The sequence below is a fragment of the Lysobacterales bacterium genome, from assembly GCA_016721845.1.
Lineage (GTDB): Bacteria > Pseudomonadota > Gammaproteobacteria > Xanthomonadales > Ahniellaceae > JADKHK01.
In genome coordinates this window covers 1,107,234-1,123,665 of the sequence record JADKHK010000013.1, presented here as the reverse complement: position 1 = coordinate 1,123,665, position 16,432 = coordinate 1,107,234, and the positions used below count along the sequence as shown (strand labels likewise).

Genomic DNA, 16,432 nt, shown 5'->3' with positions numbered 1-16,432 from the left:
CCGCATGGACAAGATCGCGGTCGACCTGCTGATCGAAGCCGAGTGGGTGATTCCGGTGCAGCCGCACGGCGTCGTCCTCGACGACCACGCCGTCGCGGTCGACCAGGGGCGCATCGTCGCGGTGTTGCCCCGGGCCGAGGCCCGACGTCGTTATGCGCCGCGCGAAGTGGTCTCGCGGCCGGGGCATGCGCTGATCCCCGGGCTGGTCAATATCCACTGCCATTCGGCGATGGTGTTGATGCGCGGTCTCGCCGACGACCTGCCGCTGATGTCCTGGTTGCAGGACCACATCTGGCCGACCGAAGCGAAGTTCGTCGGTGCCGAGATGGTCGCAGACGGCACCCTGATCGCGGCGGCAGAGCTGATCCGCGGCGGCGTCACCTGCGTCAACGAAATGTACTTCTTCCCGGAAGTCGCCGCGGCCACGTTGAAGCGCGTCGGCCTGCGTGCGGCCGTGGGGCTCACGGTCATCGAGTTCCCGTCGGCCTGGGCCAGTCATGCCGACGAATACATCGACAAGGGCTTGGCGCTTGCCGACGAACTCAAGCATGAGTCGATGTTGCGCACCTGCTGGGCGCCGCATGCGCCGTACACGGTATCGGACGCGAGTTTCGAGAAGATCCGGATGTATTCGGATCAACTCGACATCCCGGTGCACGTCCATGTGCACGAGACGGCATTCGAGGTCGAAGACGCGTTGCGCCAGCACAAGGAGCGGCCGTTTTCGCGCCTGAAGCGGCTCGGCCTCGTGAACCGGAACCTGATCGCGGTCCACATGACGCAGCTGACCGAAGCGGAGATCGCGGCGTGTGCGGAAGCCGGTGTCAGCATCGCGCATTGTCCGGAATCGAATCTCAAGCTGGCCAGCGGCTTCGCGCCGATCGAGGCGCTGCGCCGCGCTGGCGTGAACATCGCGCTCGGTACCGATGGCGCCGCCAGCAACAACGACCTCGATCTGATCGGCGAGATGAAGACCGCGGCGCAACTGGCCAAGGCGGTAGCGCGGGATGCCGCCGCGCTCGATGCCGCGTCAGCGTTGTATATGGCGACCATGGGCGGCGCGCGGGCGCTCGGTTGGGACGAGCGCATCGGTTCGATCGAGGTCGGCAAGGATGCGGACCTGACCCTGATCGCGCTCGATGAGTTCGATGCCTTGCCCGTCTACAATCCGATTTCGCAGATCGTTTACGCCGGCAATCGTCGCGACGTGCGCGATGTCTGGGTGCGCGGCGAACGCAAGCTCGATGGCGGACGACTGACCGGTTTCGACACCGAACAATTGACCGCAACCGCCCGCAGCTGGGGCGTGCGCATGCGCCGGAAGGATTGAGATGCAGACGGCTGATCCGCGCGAGATCGCGAAATTCAATGAACAGGCGCATCGCTGGTGGGACCCGGAGGGCCCGTCGCGGGCCTTGCATGAACTGAACCCGCAACGTGTCGCCTTCGTGCGCGAGCGTGTCGTGCTCAAGGGTTCGCGCATGCTCGATCTCGGTTGCGGCGGCGGCATCCTGACCGAAGCCCTCGCGGCTGAAGGTGCCGATGTGCTCGGGATCGATGCGGCCAACGAGCAGATCGAGATCGCCAGGCTGCATGCGCTCGAATCCGGCTCGGCGGCGCAGTATCGCCATGTCGATGCGGAGCAACTCGCCAACGAGATGCCGGGCAGTTTCGATGCCATCTGCTGCATGGAAATGCTGGAGCACGTCGAGCAGCCGGAGCGCATCCTCGCGGCTTGCGCGTCGTTGCTGAAGCCGGGCGGGCAACTGTTTCTGTCCACCATCAACCGCAACCCGCGCAGCTTCGCGCTGGCCATTGTCGCCGCCGAACATGTCCTGAAGCTGTTGCCGAAGGGCACCCACCGACATGCGATGTTCATTCGTCCCAGCGAACTCGCGGCCGGGTTGCGCCAGACCGGTTTCGAACTGCGCACGCTCGAAGGTCTGCACTACGACCCGTTCCGGCGCAAGGCCTGGCGCAACAGCGATGTCGGCGTGAACTATCTCGCGCATGCGGAGAAGTCCGTTGCCGGTTAAGACGCGCGCGCTCCTGTTCGATCTCGACGGCACCCTGCTCGACACCGCACCGGACATGATTGCCGCGGCCAACGCGTTGCGTGCCGACGATGGTCTCGACGCCCTGCCGCTGGCGGATTTGCGCCCGTTCGTGTCGAAGGGCGGTCGCGCCATCCTGCGTGCGGCGTTTCCGCATCTCGACGACGCTGCGCGCGAACAGCGCTTGCAACCTTTTCTCGACCGCTATCGCGCCGACATCGCAGTTGCGACACGGCCCTTCGACGGCATGCTGGACCTGATGACCGTGTGCCGTGTCCAGGGCATCGCGCTGGGCATCGTCACCAACAAGCCCGGCTGGCTGACCGATGCCTTGCTCGACGCGCTCGATCTGCATCGCGAATTCGCGGTCATCGTCAGCGGCGATACCCTGGCCGAGAAGAAGCCGCATCCGGCGCCGGTCTTGCATGCCCTGAAACAGCTGGCGGTGTCACCGGCCGATGCCTGGATGTTCGGCGACGACCTGCGCGATATCCAGGCGGGCCGAGCGGCCGGCACGCGCACCGTCGCGGCCGCCTTCGGTTACATCGATGCCGGCGACGATCCGCGCCGCTGGGGCGCGGATGTGCTGGTGCGCAGCGCGCACGAACTGATTGCTTATCTCGATTGATGGCGATGGACAGCGAGACCATCGAGCGCGATGCCGAGAGCTTCTTCGCGAAGTGGGCCGAAGCCTGGCCGGCAGCGCGCGGCGCGCAGCTGTTTGCCTCGGAGGGAGAATGGCCACTGCTGCGCGCGCGCGTCGGCACGCTGTTCGAGATTGCCGAGGCCTGCTGGGTGCTGCGCGACCCTACGGTGCGAATGCACAAGCTGTCGTGGTGGCTGGATGAATTGCGCCTGCATGCAGAGGGCAGGGCGCGCCACCCGCTCCTGCAGGCTGCGCCCGGATTGAAATTGTCGACACGCCTGGCCGAACATGCATTGCACTCGCTCGACGACGCGACGCCCGCGAGTCCTTCGCAGACGCTGACGCGCATCCAGCGCCTGGCCGAAAACACACACGATGCCCCGATCGCGGTCGCTGCGACACAGGCGTCGGCGGCGGCGATGTTTCTCCTCGCATTGCGTGACGGCCAGCCTTCTGCCTTCGCGCATGCGCCGCTGGATTTGCGTGCCCGCCATGCCGTGGCCAGTGCCGCGACCGGCATCGCCCTCGATGCGCTGGTCGCCACGCTGGCGCTGGCCTGGCGCGACGAATTGCGGGCGCGATATCGCAGCCTGCCGCGCGCCGAATGGCAGGGGCAGCGCGGACTGCGCGTGTTGAACCACGGCGCCCTCGGCGTGATCGACGCACTCGCCGCAGGCCGCGCCGTTCCTGGCGCGAATTGGCGCAGCACGCTGGCCGCGTGGTGGTCGGTGGCCGGACTGCGATGAGCCGATACACTGTGACGATGCTTGACCTTGCGCTTGACGTGCCGATCACGTGTCCCCATTGACCATGCAGCACCGGCTACTCCGGAACCGTTGCCGACCGGCGGCGCAGACCTTGAAGGAACTCGCATGAGCACGATCCCTGCCGCGGCGCGCTTGCTGCCGGACATTGCCAATGAGGCGCAGCCCGCGGTGGCCGGCCTGCTGGACTGGGTCGGCATGGGCGACATCGAATTGCCGGTGCGCGTTGCCGGGCCGGACGGCACGCCGATTCATGCGCATGCGCGGGTCACCGCGTACGTGAATCTGCAGAAGCCGGAGGCGCGTGGCATCCACATGTCGAGGCTGTACCTGCTGGTCGATCGTCTGCTCGGGTCGGAAGTGCTGACGCCGTGTTCGGTACGCAAGGTGCTGCGCGAATTCGTCGACTCGCATGCCGACTTGTCGAGCCGCGCGCTGCTGCGTGTCGCTTTCGACTACATGGTGCGTCGCCCGGCCCTGGTCAGCGACAACAGCGGATGGAAGTCCTATCCGGTGGTGATCTCCGGCCTGCTCGATCGCGGCCAGTTCACGATCGAGACCGCGTTTGAAGTGACTTACTCCAGCACCTGTCCCTGTTCGGCGGCGCTGGCGCGGCAGATCATCCAGGACCAGTTCAAGGCCGACTTCTCGGCCGATGACGGACTCGATTACGAGCGTGTCGTGGCTTGGCTGGGTTCCGAGCAGGGCATCGTGGCGACGCCGCACAGCCAGCGTTCCGGTGCCGAAGTGCGCGTACGCCTGGTGCCGAGCTTCGACTCGTTCCCCCTGGTGGCGCTGATCGACCGCATTGAGGGCGCACTGAAGACGCCGGTGCAGACCGCCGTGAAGCGCGCCGACGAACAGGCCTTCGCGCGCCTCAACGGCGAGAACCTGATGTTCTGCGAGGACGCCGCCCGGCGCATGCAGAGAGCCCTCGATGCCGACGACCGCATCGCCGATTTCTGGGTACGCGCCAGTCATTATGAAAGCCTGCATCCGCACAATGCCATCGCCATCGCCACCAAGGGAGTCGCAAATGGCTACAGCGCTGGCATGGATGCCGCGGTGCGCAGGGTTGACGCGGCGGTCTCAGGCGGTGACCCCCCCCGCAAGCAGTTGCGTTCTGCCCCGCCCCGGTCTGGGTCCCCGCCGCTCCCCCAACCCCCCAGGAGCTGGCGTGGCTTTTGCAGGCCGGCGCCCCGCCCCGCGATCTCTACTTCGGCATCGGTCCCACGACCAGTTGCGGGTCGAGTCGGGTGTCGAACCAGTTCATGCCCCAGTGCAGGTGCGGGCCGGTGGCGCGGCCGGTGGCACCGACGGCGCCGATGACAGCAGCTTGTTCGATGCGTTGCTCGGGCTTCACGTCGATGCGGCTCATGTGCACGAAGACGCTCGACAGGCCATGTCCGTGGTCGATGACGACGGTGCCTCCGGTCAGATACAGATCCTTGGCGACGAAACTGACGACGCCGCCGGCAGGCGCGTGGATCGGCGTGCCGGTGCCCACGGCGATGTCGACGCCGTAATGCGGGTTCTTCGGCGTGCCATTGAGGATCCGCTGGCTGCCGTAGACACCGCTGATGCGGCCCGTGTTCGGCCAGGTGAAACCGAAGCGATAGTCCTGGCGGGCATCGTCGCGTTCGCGCGCCTTGGTGACCTGCGCCTGTTCGCGAGCGATACGCTCGGCGAGTTTTGGATCCGGGTTCACGGTCGATTCGGGGAGGCCGTTCACGCGTTCGATCGCGAATTCGCGCGGCTGGATCGGGATCGACAGCGTCTGCGCCGTGCCATCGCGATAACGCACGTCGATCCGGGCCTGACCGCTGACGTCGCGGCCGAGCCCGAACAGGAAATTGCCATCGTCCGCGACACGCAGCGTCCGGCCGGAAAAGGTGACGATGCTGCCGGGTTCAGTGCGGCCGATGACCAGTGCGCCGGGCGTCGTCGATGCGGGCAGTTCGGTGCGTGGTATTGCCGCTGCGATAGTCGGCACCGCCGCAAGCACGGCGATCAGCAAGGTACGAAGCCTCATGCGACCGCAAATTCCAGGCGCATCGCCAGCGGCGACTGATCGAAGGCGCCGTCGTGCCAGACGCGGCGGCCATTGACGAAGGTCGAATGGATCGACGAACGGAACGTCTCGCCTTCGAAAGGCGACCAGCCGCAGCGCGACAGCGTGTCTTCGCGGCGCACGAATTGCGGGCGGTTCGGATCGACCAGCACCAGATCGGCGCAACCGCCTTCGCGCAGGAAGCCGCGATCGCGGATGCGATAGCGCTTGGCCGCCGCGTGCGCGAAGCGTTCGACCAGCGTCGTCACCGGAAAGTCACCGTCGAACACACGCTCCAGCGCACACTGCAGCGCGTGTTGCACCAGCGGCAAGCCGGAAGGTGCGGCACCGTAGTGCTGCGACTTCTCCTTCAGCGTATGCGGCGCATGGTCGGTCGCCAGCACGTCGAGCCGACCTTCGGACAGCGCCTGCACGATGGCGATGCGGTCGGACGCGTGCTTGATCGCCGGATTGCACTTGATGAAGTTGCCGCGGCGCAGGTAATCGCCGCTGTCGAAGTGCAGAAAATGCACGCAGGTTTCGGCGGTGATGCGCTTCTGTTCGATGGGTCCGGGCGCGAACAGCGCGAGTTCGTCCGCTGTGGAGATGTGCAGCACGTGCAGGCTGCTGCCATGGCGTTGTGCCAGTTCGATCGCGAGTCGCGTCGACTTGATGCAGGCCTCGCGCGAGCGCAGCTCCGGATGCAGTTCGACCGGGATGTCGTCCCCGTAGCGCGCCTTCGCCGCGGCGACGTTGGCGTCGATCATCGGCGTGTCTTCGCAGTGGGTGATGATGGTGCAGGGGGCCTCGCGGAAGATCGCGTCCAGGGTTTCGGGGTTGTCGACCAGCATGTTGCCGGTGGACGCGCCCATGAATATTTTCAGCCCAGGCACGCGCGTCGGATCGACACGGCGGATCTCGTCGAGGTTGTCGTTCGTTGTGCCCATGTAGAACGCGTAGTTCGCGGCCGAGACTTCGGCGGCACGCTTATATTTTGCTTCCAGCGCATCGATCGTGATCGCCGGCGGCCTGGTGTTCGGCATCTCCATGTAGCTGGTGATGCCGCCCGCCACGGCGGCACGCGACTCGCTGGTCAGGTCGCCCTTGTGCGTGAGCCCCGGTTCGCGGAAATGCACTTGCGAGTCGATCATGCCCGGCAGCAGCCAGAGGCCGCTGGCGTCGATCACGGTTTCGTCGTCACCGGCGACGAGGCTGCGTTCGATCCTGCTGATGCGGCCATCGCGGACACGGACATCGGCGTGAAAGGTGCGACCCTCGTTGACGAGGAGGGCATTCGTGATCAGCCAGCGCGGTTCGCTCATGGACGGCTCGATTCGTGGAGCCGCAATTCTAGCGGTCTGGTGCATCCGGCGGCGGATCGGCCGTCGGGTTGCGCGCCCAGAAGCGCGAGGTGAATCGTTCCGGTACCGGGTCCATGCCGCCTTCGCACAGCGGCTGGCAGCGCAACAGGCGCGTGCCGGCCATCAAGCTCCCGCGAATCGCGCCGTGGCGTTCGATCGCGGTCATCGCATAGACCGAGCAGCTCGGGTGAAATCGACAGCGCTGGCCGAGCAGCGGGCTCAGGAAACGCTTGTAGCCGCGGAGCAAGATGATCAAGAATCGTTCGAGCATGAGAACATGCTAGCGGGCGCGCCGAGGTTGTGACTGATCCCGGCATCCGCTATAAAGCGCCCCCTTTGGCGTGTCGGATTTTCCGGCATTCCGGTTGCAAGCAACAGGTTGGAGGTTGTCCGATCATGGCAAAGCCCGCAAAGAAGCTCGCCGCCAAGGCGAAAATCGCGAAACCCGCCGCCAAACCGGCAAAGAAGCCGGTCGCCAAGAAACCTGTTGCCAAGACCCCTGCAAAGAAATCGGCCGTGAAACCGGCCGCCAAGCCCAGCCTGGTCAGCAAGCTGAAACAGGCCTTGCTCGGCAAGGCCAAGCCGGCTGCCAAATCGGCGAAAGCGGCCAAATCCTCCAAACCGGCGAAGCCTGTCGCGAAAAAAAAGGCGGCGCCCAAGCCGGTCGCGAGGAAAGTGGCCGCCAAGCCGGCAGCGAAACCCGCGGCCAAGAAGGTCGCCAAGCCTGCGGCCAAGCCGGTCGTGAAGCCGGCGGCGAAGCCGACACCGAAGGTTGTCGCGAAAACGGTCGCCAAACCGCTACCCAAGCCCGCGTCCAAGCCCGTTGCGAAGCCGGCAGCCAAAGTTCCGGCGCCGACGCCGACGCCGACGCCCGCGACCAAGTCCTTGCCTGTGGGCAGGTCTGCGGCGCAAGCCGTCAAGTCCGTCCCGACCCCTGCGCCAGCGCCCAAGCCTGCGACGAACGTGCGCAAGGCCACGGCCGTGGCCGCGAAGTCGGACAAGAATCCGAAGAAACAGCAGAGCCCGATGCAGCCAGTACGTCCGTTGGACAAGAAGAAACCCGTTCGCGTGGCCCTCCCCGCCGGCTACAAGCCGAGTGCGAAAGAGCCGTACATGAACGATATGCACGTTGAATATTTCCGCCAGAAGCTCGGCAACTGGCGCAGCGAACTGGTTGAGGAGTCGAAGCAGACCATCGACAACTTGCGCGATGAAGTGCGTGATGTCGGCGATGAAGCTGAACGCGCGACGCGCGAGACCGAGAATTCGCTGGAGCTGCGCACGCGTGACCGCTACCGCAAGCTGATCTCGAAGATCGACGATGCGCTGCGCCGCATCGACGACGGTGAATATGGCTTCTGCATCGACACCGGCGAAGACATCGGTCTGGATCGTCTCGAAGCGCGTCCGACAGCGGAACGCACGGTCGATGCGCAGGAGCGCTGGGAGCATCGTCAGCGCCAGATCGGCGACTGAGCGCTCCGATCTCCGACCGCCGCCATGAAAAACCCCGCCTCGGCGGGGTTTTTTACGAACTGCGGCCAAGCGCTCAACTCATCCAGAAGAATACGCCGGCCATGCGCATGTCCTCGAAGTGCTCGCCACAGTAGGCGCTGGCGCTGTGGATGATGTTGGCCGCATAGACCAGCAATCGGTTGAAGCGGTAAGGCACGCGCACGTCTTCGGCAAACGCATCTTGCGGCACGTAGCGGGTGCCCAGCGCATCGACCAGGGTGGCGTTCGGGGCCGGCACCGTGTTGCCCCCGAGTTGGCCGGTCGGCGTCCGCATCCGGAAGAAGCTGGTGCCACAGGCTTCCGGTACCTCAGGACTGAGATACAGCACGCCAGCGTAACGACAAAGCAGGCGCGAGTCGGTGTGAGGCCGGACCTGGCCCTCGTGACGCCCCACCACCTGGATGCAGTTGTGATTGAGGGTACGACCGTCACCGGTGTCACCGATCCAGAGCTTCCTGACACCAGTGACCCGACGCATCGCCGTTTCGACCGTGTCCAACTCGTCCGCGAGCAGGCCCGGCATCACCCGGTGCCCCGGCCACGACTCCTTCGTGTGCGGAAATCCCGCCGCCCAGTCGTCACGCTGCAGGGTGCGGTCGCGCACGGCCTGAACGTCCGGCAAGACGTCGTCGACGATCCAGTAGTCGCGTCCGAGCGTAGGCTTTCGATACGGCAGCTGGTGCACCACGAACTCCGGTTCAGATGAAACCTGCGGCAGTATCCTTGATCCGGGCGATCAATGCGGCCAGCCCGTTGGCGCGCGTGGCCGATAGATGCTTGCCGAGACCGATCGCCTCGATGAACACCGGTTCGGTGGCGAGAATCTCGGCCGCACTGCGACCGGAGTAAACGCGCAATGTCAGCGCGACCAGCCCGGACACAATCGACGAATCGCTGATCGCATGAAACACGAGCCGCTCGGCATTACCTTCCGCCACGACCCAAACCATCGACTGGCAGCCGTGCAGGCGATTGGCCTCGACGCGCCATTCGTCGGGAAACGCCGGCAGCTTCCGGCCGAGGTCGATCAGGTACTGGTAGCGTTCGCTCCAGTCACCGAAGAACGAGAACTCCTCGGCGATCTCCTGCTGTAGCGGATCGGTAAGCACGATGTCGCTCATTTCGCAGCGACCTTCCAGCGCGAACCTTGCGGCGTGTCTTCGATCTCGATCCCCTGGTCGGCGAGTTGCTTGCGGATCGCGTCCGCGCGAGCGAAGTCACGCGCCTGCTTCGCGCTCTGGCGTTGGGCCACCAATGCATCGATCGCCGCCGCATCCAGATCGCCTGATCCGGTGCCGCGTGCAAACCAGCTCGCCGGGTCTTGCTGCAGCAGCCCGAGCGCGAAACCGCCGGATAACAACGCCGATTTCAGTCGTGCACGATCGGCATCGTGGTCGGCCTTGCGCGCGTCGGCGGCGATGGCGGACAGGGCCGCCAATGCCTGGGGCGTGTTCAGGTCATCGCACAAGGCCGACTCGACCGTCTCCGGAATCGCACCGATGCTCGCATCGACGTCGGCCAGATCGCGCAAGGTGCCGTAGAAGCGGTCGAGCGTGCGCACGCATTGCTCGATCAGTCCGTCGGTCCAGTCCAGCGGCTGGCGATAGTGCGCCGAGATCAGCGCGAGGCGCAGCGCTTCGGCCGGATGGGTGGCCAGCACTTCGTCGATGCGGAACACATTGCCGAGCGACTTCGACATCTTGCGCCCGTCCATGTTCAGCATGCCGTTGTGCAGCCAGAAGCGCGCGAAGGGTTGCCCGCCATGTGCGCACACCGACTGCGCGATCTCGTTCTCGTGGTGCGGGAACTGCAGATCGATGCCGCCGCAATGGATGTCGATGGTGTCGCCGAACGCGGCCTCGCACATCGCCGAACATTCGATGTGCCAACCCGGTCGGCCGCGGCCCCAGGGCGAATCCCAGCCCGGCAATTCGGGCGTCGAGGGTTTCCACAACACGAAATCGCCCGCGCCGCGCTTGTACGGCGCCACTTCGACGCGGGCGCCGGCCAGCATTTCGTCGGTGGAACGACGCGACAGCTGCCCGTAGTCCGGATAGGTATCGACGGCGAACAACACGTGCCCGTCGGCGGCGTAGGCATGCCCGGCCTCGATCAGGCGCTCGCACATCGCGATGATCTGCGGGATATGCGCGGTCGCATGCGGTTCGAGGTCGGGCAGGTCGACGCCGAGCGCGCCCATGTGCGCGCGATAGGCATCGGCGAACTTGCCGGTGATGGCGCTGATCGGGACCTGCTGCTCGATCGCCGCCTGATTGATCTTGTCGTCGACATCGGTGATGTTGCGGGCATAAACCAGCTTCGGGTAATGCCGGCGCAACAGTCGCGCCAACACGCCGAACACCACCGGCCCGCGCGCGTTGCCGATATGCACGTAGTTGTAGACCGTCGGACCGCAGACATACATGCTGACGCGGTCCGGGTGTCGGGGTTCGAAGCGTTCGACGCTGCGGCTCAAGGAGTTGAACAGGTTCAGGGACATTGCAATCAACCGTGGCGGACTGCCGATTCTAGCCGGCAATGGGCGGCGCATTGGCAGCCATTCAGTCGAGTCGTGCTGTAATTTTCCCGGTTCAATCCGATAGGCTCACACCATGAAACGCATCCTGCTCCCGATGATCCTGTTGGCGACCGCTCCGGTCGTCTTTGCCCAGTCGAATTTTGGTGGCCGTCAGGGTGGCCCGGCGGTGGAGAACATCAGTTACGGATATGCCGACGTCCTTCGCGTCGATCCCATTTACGACACGGTGATGACGAGCGAGCCGCGCGAGGAGTGCTACGAGCGTCAGGGCCAGTATCGCGAACGCTCCGGTGGCGACCCGACGGGCGGCACCGTGCTCGGCGCCATCATCGGTGGCGCGCTCGGCAACCAGGTGGGCAAGGGCGATGGCCGCAAGGCTGCAACGGTCGCCGGCGCCGTGATCGGTGGCGCCATCGGTCGCGATGTCGACAAGCACAACGGCTCGGCCGGCGGTCGCTACGAACGCGGTGGCACCACCTGCCGCGTCGTCGAAGTCCAGCGCGAAGAGCGCCGGGTCGTCGGTTATGACGTCGAATACCGCTATCGCGGCGAAGTGTTCATGTCCCGTCTCGACTACGATCCGGGTGAACGCATGCGCGTCCGTGTCGCGATCGCTCCGGCCGATTGATTCACGTTGAATCGTGAACGTTCGGGGCCGCCATGTGCGGCCCCTTTGCTTTTTGGCCCGAACGCATGTTTCAATGACGCCATGCAGCAAATCATTGCCACCGTCTCCTTCAACAGCTCGGCCTATCAGGCCTCGGGCATGACTTCGCGCGCGCGCCGTCGTTCCGACTGAACCGGCCGGCATTCCGTTTTTTCGACGAAGCCCGGCCCAGTGCCGGGCTTCGTCGTTTTCGTGATCCAAACCACAAGGCAATGGAGCATCCATGATCCGCCACTTCCTCAACACTCAGGACCTCAGTCGCGCCGAACTCGATGCCCTGCTCGACGAGGCCGCGCGCTTGAAACAGTCGCCGCTCGGCAAGGATCTTGAAGGGCGCACGATCGCGCTGCTGTTCTTCAACCCGTCGATGCGCACGCGCACGTCGTTCGAGATCGGAGCCTGGCAGCTGGGGGCGCATGCCGTCGTGCTGGCGCCGGGCAAGGATGCCTGGGGTATCGAGTTCGAGCCGAATGCGGTGATGGACGGTGATGCCGAGGAGCACGTGGCCGAAGTTGCGCAGGTGTTGTCGCGCTACTGCGACCTGATCGGCGTACGCGCATTTCCGAAGTTCCGCGACTGGGCCTACGACCGCGAGGACAAGGTGCTGAAGGCGTTCGCGCAACATTCGCGCGTGCCGGTGATCAATCTCGAGACCATCACGCATCCCTGTCAGGAGCTCGCACACGCGCTCACCCTGCGCGAAAAGTTCGGCCGGGACCTGCGCGGCAAGAAGTATTTGCTGACCTGGACCTGGCACCCGAAACCGCTGAATACCGCCGTCGCGAATTCGGCGCTCACGATCGCCACGCGGCTCGGCATGGACGTGACCTTGCTGTGCCCGAATCCCGACTACATTCTCGACCCGCGTTACATCGACATCGCCAGGCAGAATGTCGGCGAGGCCGGTGGTTCTTTCCGCATCACGCACAACATCGAGGATGGCTATCGTGGCGCCGATGTCGTCTACGCCAAGAGCTGGGGCGCGCTGCCGTATTTCGGTGCCTGGGAGGGCGAGGCGCCGATGCGCGCGATGCTCAAGCACTTCATCGTCGACGAAGAAAAAATGGCGCTGACCAACAACGGCCTGTTTTCGCATTGTCTGCCGCTGCGCCGGAACATCAAGGCGACCGACGGCGTGATGGACGCACCCTACTGCGTCGCGGTCGACGAGGCCGAGAACCGCCTGCACGTGCAGAAGGCGGTGATGAAACAACTCATTCAATGGCAATCCGGAGCTAAGTCATGACCAAGCACGTCGTCCTCGCATTCTCGGGCGGACTCGACACGAGCTTCTGCATTCCCTACCTGCAGGAGCGCGGCTGGGAGGTGCACACGGTGTTCGCCGATACCGGCGGCGTCGATGCCGAAGAGCGCGCCTACATCGAGCAGCGCGCGGCGGAGCTCGGCGCCGCGACGCATCGCACCGTCGACATCGCGCAGCCGATCTGGGATTCGTTCGTCGTGCCGTTGATCCAGGCCGGACAGTGGTACCAGGGCCAGTATCCGCTGCTGGTGTCGGACCGCTATCTGATTGTCGAGCATTCGCTGAAGCGCTGCGACGAACTGGGCACCCGGGCATTCGCCCATGGCTGCACCGGCATGGGCAACGACCAGGTGCGTTTCGATCTGACCGTGAAGGCACTGGGCGATTACGAGATTCTGGCGCCGATCCGCGAGATCCAGCGCGAGGTCGGTGAAGTGCGCAAGTACGAGCGCGAATACCTCGAAGCGCGCGGCTTCGGAGTGCGCGACAAGGTCAAGGCCTACACGATCAACGAGAACGTGCTCGGCGTGACCATGTCCGGCGGCGAAATCGATCGCTGGGAAGAACCCGGCGTCGGTGCACGCGGCTGGTGCAAGCCGCGTGCGCAATGGCCGACGCAGGCCTTGCGTCGCACGATCCGCTTCGAGCAGGGCGTCGCGGTCGCCATCGACGGCGTCGTGATGAGCGGCGCCGCGATTCTGGCGCAGCTGAATCGCGAGTTCGCCGAATATGGTGTCGGCCGCGGCATGTACACCGGCGACACCACGATCGGCCTCAAGGGTCGCATTCTTTACGAGGCGCCGGCCCTGACCGTGCTGGCGGCCGCGCACAATGCGCTGGAGGAAGCCGTGCTGACCAAGGCGCAGAACCGCTTCAAGCCCTTGGTCGGGCAGAAGTGGGTCGAACTCGCCTACGAAGGCTTCTTCCACGATCCGCTGAAGCGCGACTGCGAGGCCTTCATCGCGTCGAGCCAGGCGCGCGTGACCGGCGAGGTGACGGTCGAGACCTACGGCGCCAAGGTCGATGCGATCAAGATCGTCTCCGATTACCTGCTGACGAGTCGCGGCGCCACGTATGCGCAGTCGGCGGACTGGGGCGTGGCCGAGGCCGAGGGTTTCATCCAGCTCTACGGCATGTCGTCGAGCCTGTGGGCGGAAAAGGGCAGGGCCAAGGGTGCGTGACGCGATCCTGACCCAGCTCCGACACCTGGTGTCGTTCGATACGCGCAACCCGCCGCGCCTGATCGACGAGGGGGGCATCTTTGCGTACTGCGCATCGCAGCTCTCGGGCTTCGATGTTCGCATTCGCGATCATGGCGCCGGCTCGGTCAGTCTGTTCGCGACCCGGGGCGCGCCAAGGGTGCTGGTCAACGTGCATCTCGACACCGTGCCGTCGAGTCCGGCGTGGACGGCGGATCCGCATGTGCTGCGCGTGGCCGGCGATCGTGCCATCGGACTCGGCGCCTGCGACATCAAGGGCGCGGCCGCCGCCTTGCTCGCCGTCGTGCACCACGTCCCGGGCGACATCGCGTTGCTGTTCACCAGCGACGAGGAGGCCAACGACCCCCGAGGGGTCGCCGCGTTTCTGGCCGAACGCCATGCCTTCGACGCAGTGCTCGTCGCCGAGCCGACGAACTGCGAGGCCGTGCTCGCGCATCGCGGCATCAGCTCGGTACTGGTGAATTTCAGCGGCCACGCCGGACATGCCAGCGGCGCGAATGCGCTGCTCGATTCGGCCTTGCATCAGGCCGTGCGCTTCTCGGGGGCGTTGCTCGATCGCGTCGATACGGACAAGGCACTGCGTTTCGGCGGCTTGACCGGATTGCGTTTGAACATCGGTCGCATCGAAGGTGGCATCAAGGCCAACATGATCGCGCCGACCACCGAATTGCGTTTCGGCTTCCGGCCCTTGCCGTCGCAGGACATCGATCGATTGCATGCCGATTTTCGCGCGATGTTGCCGGTGGCCGAACGTGCGGTCTATCAGGAGATGTTTCGTGGTCCTTCCTTGCCGAGCGGCGACGTGGCGACGGCCGAAGAACGCCGCCTGGCGGCGCGCGACGCCGCCGATGCGCTTGGCCTGCCGATCGGCAATGCCGTGGATTTCTGGACCGAGGCCTCGTTGTTCTCGCAGGCCGGGTACCAGGCGCTGGTGTTTGGTCCCGGCGATATCCGTCAGGCACACACGGCGGACGAATGGGTAGCGATCGATCAACTCGAACGCGCTGCACTGCATTATTCGAAGGTGATTCAACATGGACTCGGCTAAGGACGTGCGCCCCGTCATCCTGCGGCTGCTCTCGGGCATCGGCAGCGCGAAGGAGATCAACCAGTACCTGAAGCGCTTCTCGCAACTCGATGCCGCGCGCTTCGCCGTCGTGAAGGTCGGTGGCGCGATCCTGCGCGACGAGATCGATGACCTCGCATCCGCGCTCGCGTTCCTGCAGCAGGTCGGGCTGACGCCGATCGTGGTGCATGGCGCCGGCCCGCAATTGAATGACGAACTCGCGTCTGCCGGCATCGTCACGCCGATTGTCGATGGTCTGCGCGTGACGTCGCCGGAGGCGCTGGCGGTCGTGCGTCGCGTCTTTCATGCCGAGAACCTGAAGCTGGTCGAAGCCCTGCACGCGGTGGGTGCGCGTGCGAGCGCGATCGTCGGCGGCGTGTTCGAGGCAGACCTGCTGAACAAGCGCAAATTCGGCCTCGTCGGCAAGGTCACCAACATCGACCTGACACCGATCCAAGCCTCCCTTCGTGCCGGTTCGATTCCGATCATCGCCTCGCTCGGTGAAACCCCGGGCGGGCAGATCCTGAACATCAATGCCGACATGGCCGCGAACGAACTGGTGGTGCGCCTGAAGCCCTACAAGATCGTGTTCCTGACCGGCACCGGCGGCCTGCTCGATGGCGACGGCGAACTGATCGACTCGATCAACCTCAGCACCGATCTGGAAGCCTTGCGTTCCGCTTCCTGGCTGCATTCGGGCATGCGCCTGAAGATCGAGCAAATCGCCGACCTGCTTGATCGGCTGCCGCTCTCCAGTTCCGTCTCCATCACGCGCCCGGCCGAACTCGCGAAGGAGCTGTTCACGCATCGCGGTTCCGGCACGCTGGTGCGGAAGGGCGAGAAGATCCGGGTGCACACGAAGTGGTCGACGCTCGACAAGAAAAAGCTTCAAGCGCTGATCGAATCCGGTTTCCGACGCAAGCTCACTGCGGACTGGTTCGAGAAGACGCGGCTGCTGCGCTGCTACGTGTCCGAGAATTACCGTGCCCCCTTGGTGATCACGCGGGACGAGGGTCTGCCGCATCTCGACAAGTTCGCGGTCGCCGACGATGCGCAGGGCGAGGGCCTCGGCAAGGCGGCCTGGCAGGTGATGCGTGCCGAGACGCCGAAGCTGTTCTGGCGCTCGCGTCCCGACAATGCCGTCAACGAGTTCTATGCCGACGAATGCGATGGCTGCCTCAAGGGCGAGAAATGGACCGTGTTTTGGTATGGACTCGAATCCTTTGATGAAATCGAGCGCGCCGTCGTCCATTGCCGCGCGCGGCCCGCGACCTTGAAGGGATGAG

The 16,432-nt window shown here is 65.0% G+C and carries 17 protein-coding genes; 11 read left to right on the top strand and 6 right to left on the bottom strand.

Annotated features, from left to right (window positions below; genetic code table 11):
- The first annotated feature begins 4 nt into the window (after positions 1-4).
- The 5 genes from IPP28_12445 (at position 5) to IPP28_12425 (ending at position 4,793) form a co-directional block, all read left to right on the top strand.
- Complete coding sequence (locus IPP28_12445; GenBank protein ID MBL0041823.1) at positions 5-1,330, top strand: TRZ/ATZ family hydrolase; 1,326 nt, start codon at positions 5-7, stop codon at positions 1,328-1,330.
- A gap of 1 nt (position 1,331) precedes the next feature.
- Positions 1,332-2,036 carry a bifunctional 2-polyprenyl-6-hydroxyphenol methylase/3-demethylubiquinol 3-O-methyltransferase UbiG gene (gene ubiG, locus IPP28_12440; GenBank protein ID MBL0041822.1) on the top strand — a complete coding sequence of 235 codons (705 nt, stop codon included), beginning with the start codon at positions 1,332-1,334 and terminating at the stop codon, positions 2,034-2,036.
- Positions 2,011-2,682 (top strand): HAD-IA family hydrolase, encoded by a 672-nt coding sequence (locus IPP28_12435; GenBank protein ID MBL0041821.1) that lies wholly within the window; start codon positions 2,011-2,013, stop codon positions 2,680-2,682. The genes ubiG and IPP28_12435 overlap by 26 nt, the downstream gene beginning before the upstream one ends.
- Before the next feature lie 5 nt (positions 2,683-2,687).
- Positions 2,688-3,446: a hypothetical protein gene (locus tag IPP28_12430; protein ID MBL0041820.1), complete on the top strand. Its 759-nt coding sequence runs from the start codon at positions 2,688-2,690 to the stop codon at positions 3,444-3,446.
- Positions 3,447-3,572: 126 nt separating this feature from the next.
- On the top strand, positions 3,573-4,793 hold the full coding sequence (locus IPP28_12425) for a GTP cyclohydrolase I FolE2 (protein MBL0041819.1): 1,221 nt from the start codon (positions 3,573-3,575) through the stop codon (positions 4,791-4,793).
- On the opposite strand, the gene IPP28_12420 is transcribed toward IPP28_12425, so the two are convergent.
- The 3 genes from IPP28_12420 to yidD are packed head-to-tail and all read right to left on the bottom strand — an operon-like array spanning position 4,678 to position 7,146.
- Positions 4,678-5,496 (bottom strand): M23 family metallopeptidase, encoded by an 819-nt coding sequence (locus IPP28_12420; protein ID MBL0041818.1) that lies wholly within the window; start codon positions 5,494-5,496, stop codon positions 4,678-4,680. The two genes, IPP28_12425 and IPP28_12420, sit on opposite strands and share 116 nt — an antisense overlap.
- A complete protein-coding gene (locus IPP28_12415) occupies positions 5,493-6,836 on the bottom strand; it encodes a dihydroorotase (protein MBL0041817.1) in 1,344 nt (447 codons plus the stop codon). The genes IPP28_12420 and IPP28_12415 overlap by 4 nt, the downstream gene beginning before the upstream one ends.
- A gap of 28 nt (positions 6,837-6,864) precedes the next feature.
- Positions 6,865-7,146, bottom strand: coding sequence for a membrane protein insertion efficiency factor YidD (gene yidD / locus IPP28_12410; protein ID MBL0041816.1), 282 nt, complete (start codon positions 7,144-7,146; stop codon positions 6,865-6,867).
- 125 nt (positions 7,147-7,271) lie between these two features.
- Here yidD and dksA point away from each other — a divergent pair, with 125 nt between their 5' ends.
- The gene (gene dksA / locus IPP28_12405) at positions 7,272-8,351 is read left to right on the top strand and encodes an RNA polymerase-binding protein DksA (protein ID MBL0041815.1); all 1,080 of its coding nucleotides are present in this window, start codon (positions 7,272-7,274) and stop codon (positions 8,349-8,351) included.
- Positions 8,352-8,424: 73 nt separating this feature from the next.
- Here dksA and IPP28_12400 read toward each other — a convergent pair whose 3' ends face one another.
- The 3 genes from IPP28_12400 to IPP28_12390 are packed head-to-tail and all read right to left on the bottom strand — an operon-like array spanning position 8,425 to position 10,890.
- Entirely contained in the window at positions 8,425-9,111 is a 687-nt protein-coding gene (locus IPP28_12400) for a hypothetical protein (protein MBL0041814.1), read from the bottom strand.
- The gene (locus IPP28_12395) at positions 9,089-9,511 is read right to left on the bottom strand and encodes a SufE family protein (GenBank protein ID MBL0041813.1); all 423 of its coding nucleotides are present in this window, start codon (positions 9,509-9,511) and stop codon (positions 9,089-9,091) included. Before IPP28_12395 ends, IPP28_12400 begins: the two co-directional genes overlap by 23 nt.
- Positions 9,508-10,890 carry a cysteine--tRNA ligase gene (locus IPP28_12390; protein ID MBL0041812.1) on the bottom strand — a complete coding sequence of 461 codons (1,383 nt, stop codon included), beginning with the start codon at positions 10,888-10,890 and terminating at the stop codon, positions 9,508-9,510. Before IPP28_12390 ends, IPP28_12395 begins: the two co-directional genes overlap by 4 nt.
- Positions 10,891-11,002: 112 nt before the next feature.
- Here IPP28_12390 and IPP28_12385 point away from each other — a divergent pair, with 112 nt between their 5' ends.
- From IPP28_12385 to IPP28_12365, 5 genes are all read left to right on the top strand, one after another.
- Entirely contained in the window at positions 11,003-11,557 is a 555-nt protein-coding gene (locus IPP28_12385; GenBank protein MBL0041811.1) for a glycine zipper 2TM domain-containing protein, read from the top strand.
- Positions 11,558-11,819: 262 nt separating this feature from the next.
- On the top strand, positions 11,820-12,842 hold the full coding sequence (locus IPP28_12380; GenBank protein ID MBL0041810.1) for an N-acetylornithine carbamoyltransferase: 1,023 nt from the start codon (positions 11,820-11,822) through the stop codon (positions 12,840-12,842).
- A complete protein-coding gene (locus IPP28_12375) occupies positions 12,839-14,041 on the top strand; it encodes an argininosuccinate synthase (GenBank protein ID MBL0041809.1) in 1,203 nt (400 codons plus the stop codon). Before IPP28_12380 ends, IPP28_12375 begins: the two co-directional genes overlap by 4 nt.
- Entirely contained in the window at positions 13,935-15,128 is a 1,194-nt protein-coding gene (locus IPP28_12370) for an acetylornithine deacetylase (GenBank protein MBL0041808.1), read from the top strand. The genes IPP28_12375 and IPP28_12370 overlap by 107 nt, the downstream gene beginning before the upstream one ends.
- Entirely contained in the window at positions 15,115-16,431 is a 1,317-nt protein-coding gene (locus IPP28_12365) for an acetylglutamate kinase (protein ID MBL0041807.1), read from the top strand. The genes IPP28_12370 and IPP28_12365 overlap by 14 nt, the downstream gene beginning before the upstream one ends.
- The last annotated feature ends 1 nt before the right edge of the window (position 16,432 follow it).

Coding starts and splice junctions, on each gene's coding strand:
- IPP28_12445 (MBL0041823.1), top strand. CDS start 5: ATGGACAAGATCGCGGTCGACCTGCTGATCGAAGCCGAGTGGGTGATT.
- ubiG (MBL0041822.1), top strand. CDS start 1,332: ATGCAGACGGCTGATCCGCGCGAGATCGCGAAATTCAATGAACAGGCG.
- IPP28_12435 (MBL0041821.1), top strand. CDS start 2,011: ATGCGGAGAAGTCCGTTGCCGGTTAAGACGCGCGCGCTCCTGTTCGAT.
- IPP28_12430 (MBL0041820.1), top strand. CDS start 2,688: ATGGACAGCGAGACCATCGAGCGCGATGCCGAGAGCTTCTTCGCGAAG.
- IPP28_12425 (MBL0041819.1), top strand. CDS start 3,573: ATGAGCACGATCCCTGCCGCGGCGCGCTTGCTGCCGGACATTGCCAAT.
- IPP28_12420 (MBL0041818.1), bottom strand. CDS start 5,496: ATGAGGCTTCGTACCTTGCTGATCGCCGTGCTTGCGGCGGTGCCGACT.
- IPP28_12415 (MBL0041817.1), bottom strand. CDS start 6,836: ATGAGCGAACCGCGCTGGCTGATCACGAATGCCCTCCTCGTCAACGAG.
- yidD (MBL0041816.1), bottom strand. CDS start 7,146: ATGCTCGAACGATTCTTGATCATCTTGCTCCGCGGCTACAAGCGTTTC.
- dksA (MBL0041815.1), top strand. CDS start 7,272: ATGGCAAAGCCCGCAAAGAAGCTCGCCGCCAAGGCGAAAATCGCGAAA.
- IPP28_12395 (MBL0041813.1), bottom strand. CDS start 9,511: ATGAGCGACATCGTGCTTACCGATCCGCTACAGCAGGAGATCGCCGAG.
- IPP28_12390 (MBL0041812.1), bottom strand. CDS start 10,890: ATGTCCCTGAACCTGTTCAACTCCTTGAGCCGCAGCGTCGAACGCTTC.
- IPP28_12385 (MBL0041811.1), top strand. CDS start 11,003: ATGAAACGCATCCTGCTCCCGATGATCCTGTTGGCGACCGCTCCGGTC.
- IPP28_12380 (MBL0041810.1), top strand. CDS start 11,820: ATGATCCGCCACTTCCTCAACACTCAGGACCTCAGTCGCGCCGAACTC.
- IPP28_12375 (MBL0041809.1), top strand. CDS start 12,839: ATGACCAAGCACGTCGTCCTCGCATTCTCGGGCGGACTCGACACGAGC.
- IPP28_12370 (MBL0041808.1), top strand. CDS start 13,935: ATGCGCAGTCGGCGGACTGGGGCGTGGCCGAGGCCGAGGGTTTCATCC.
- IPP28_12365 (MBL0041807.1), top strand. CDS start 15,115: ATGGACTCGGCTAAGGACGTGCGCCCCGTCATCCTGCGGCTGCTCTCG.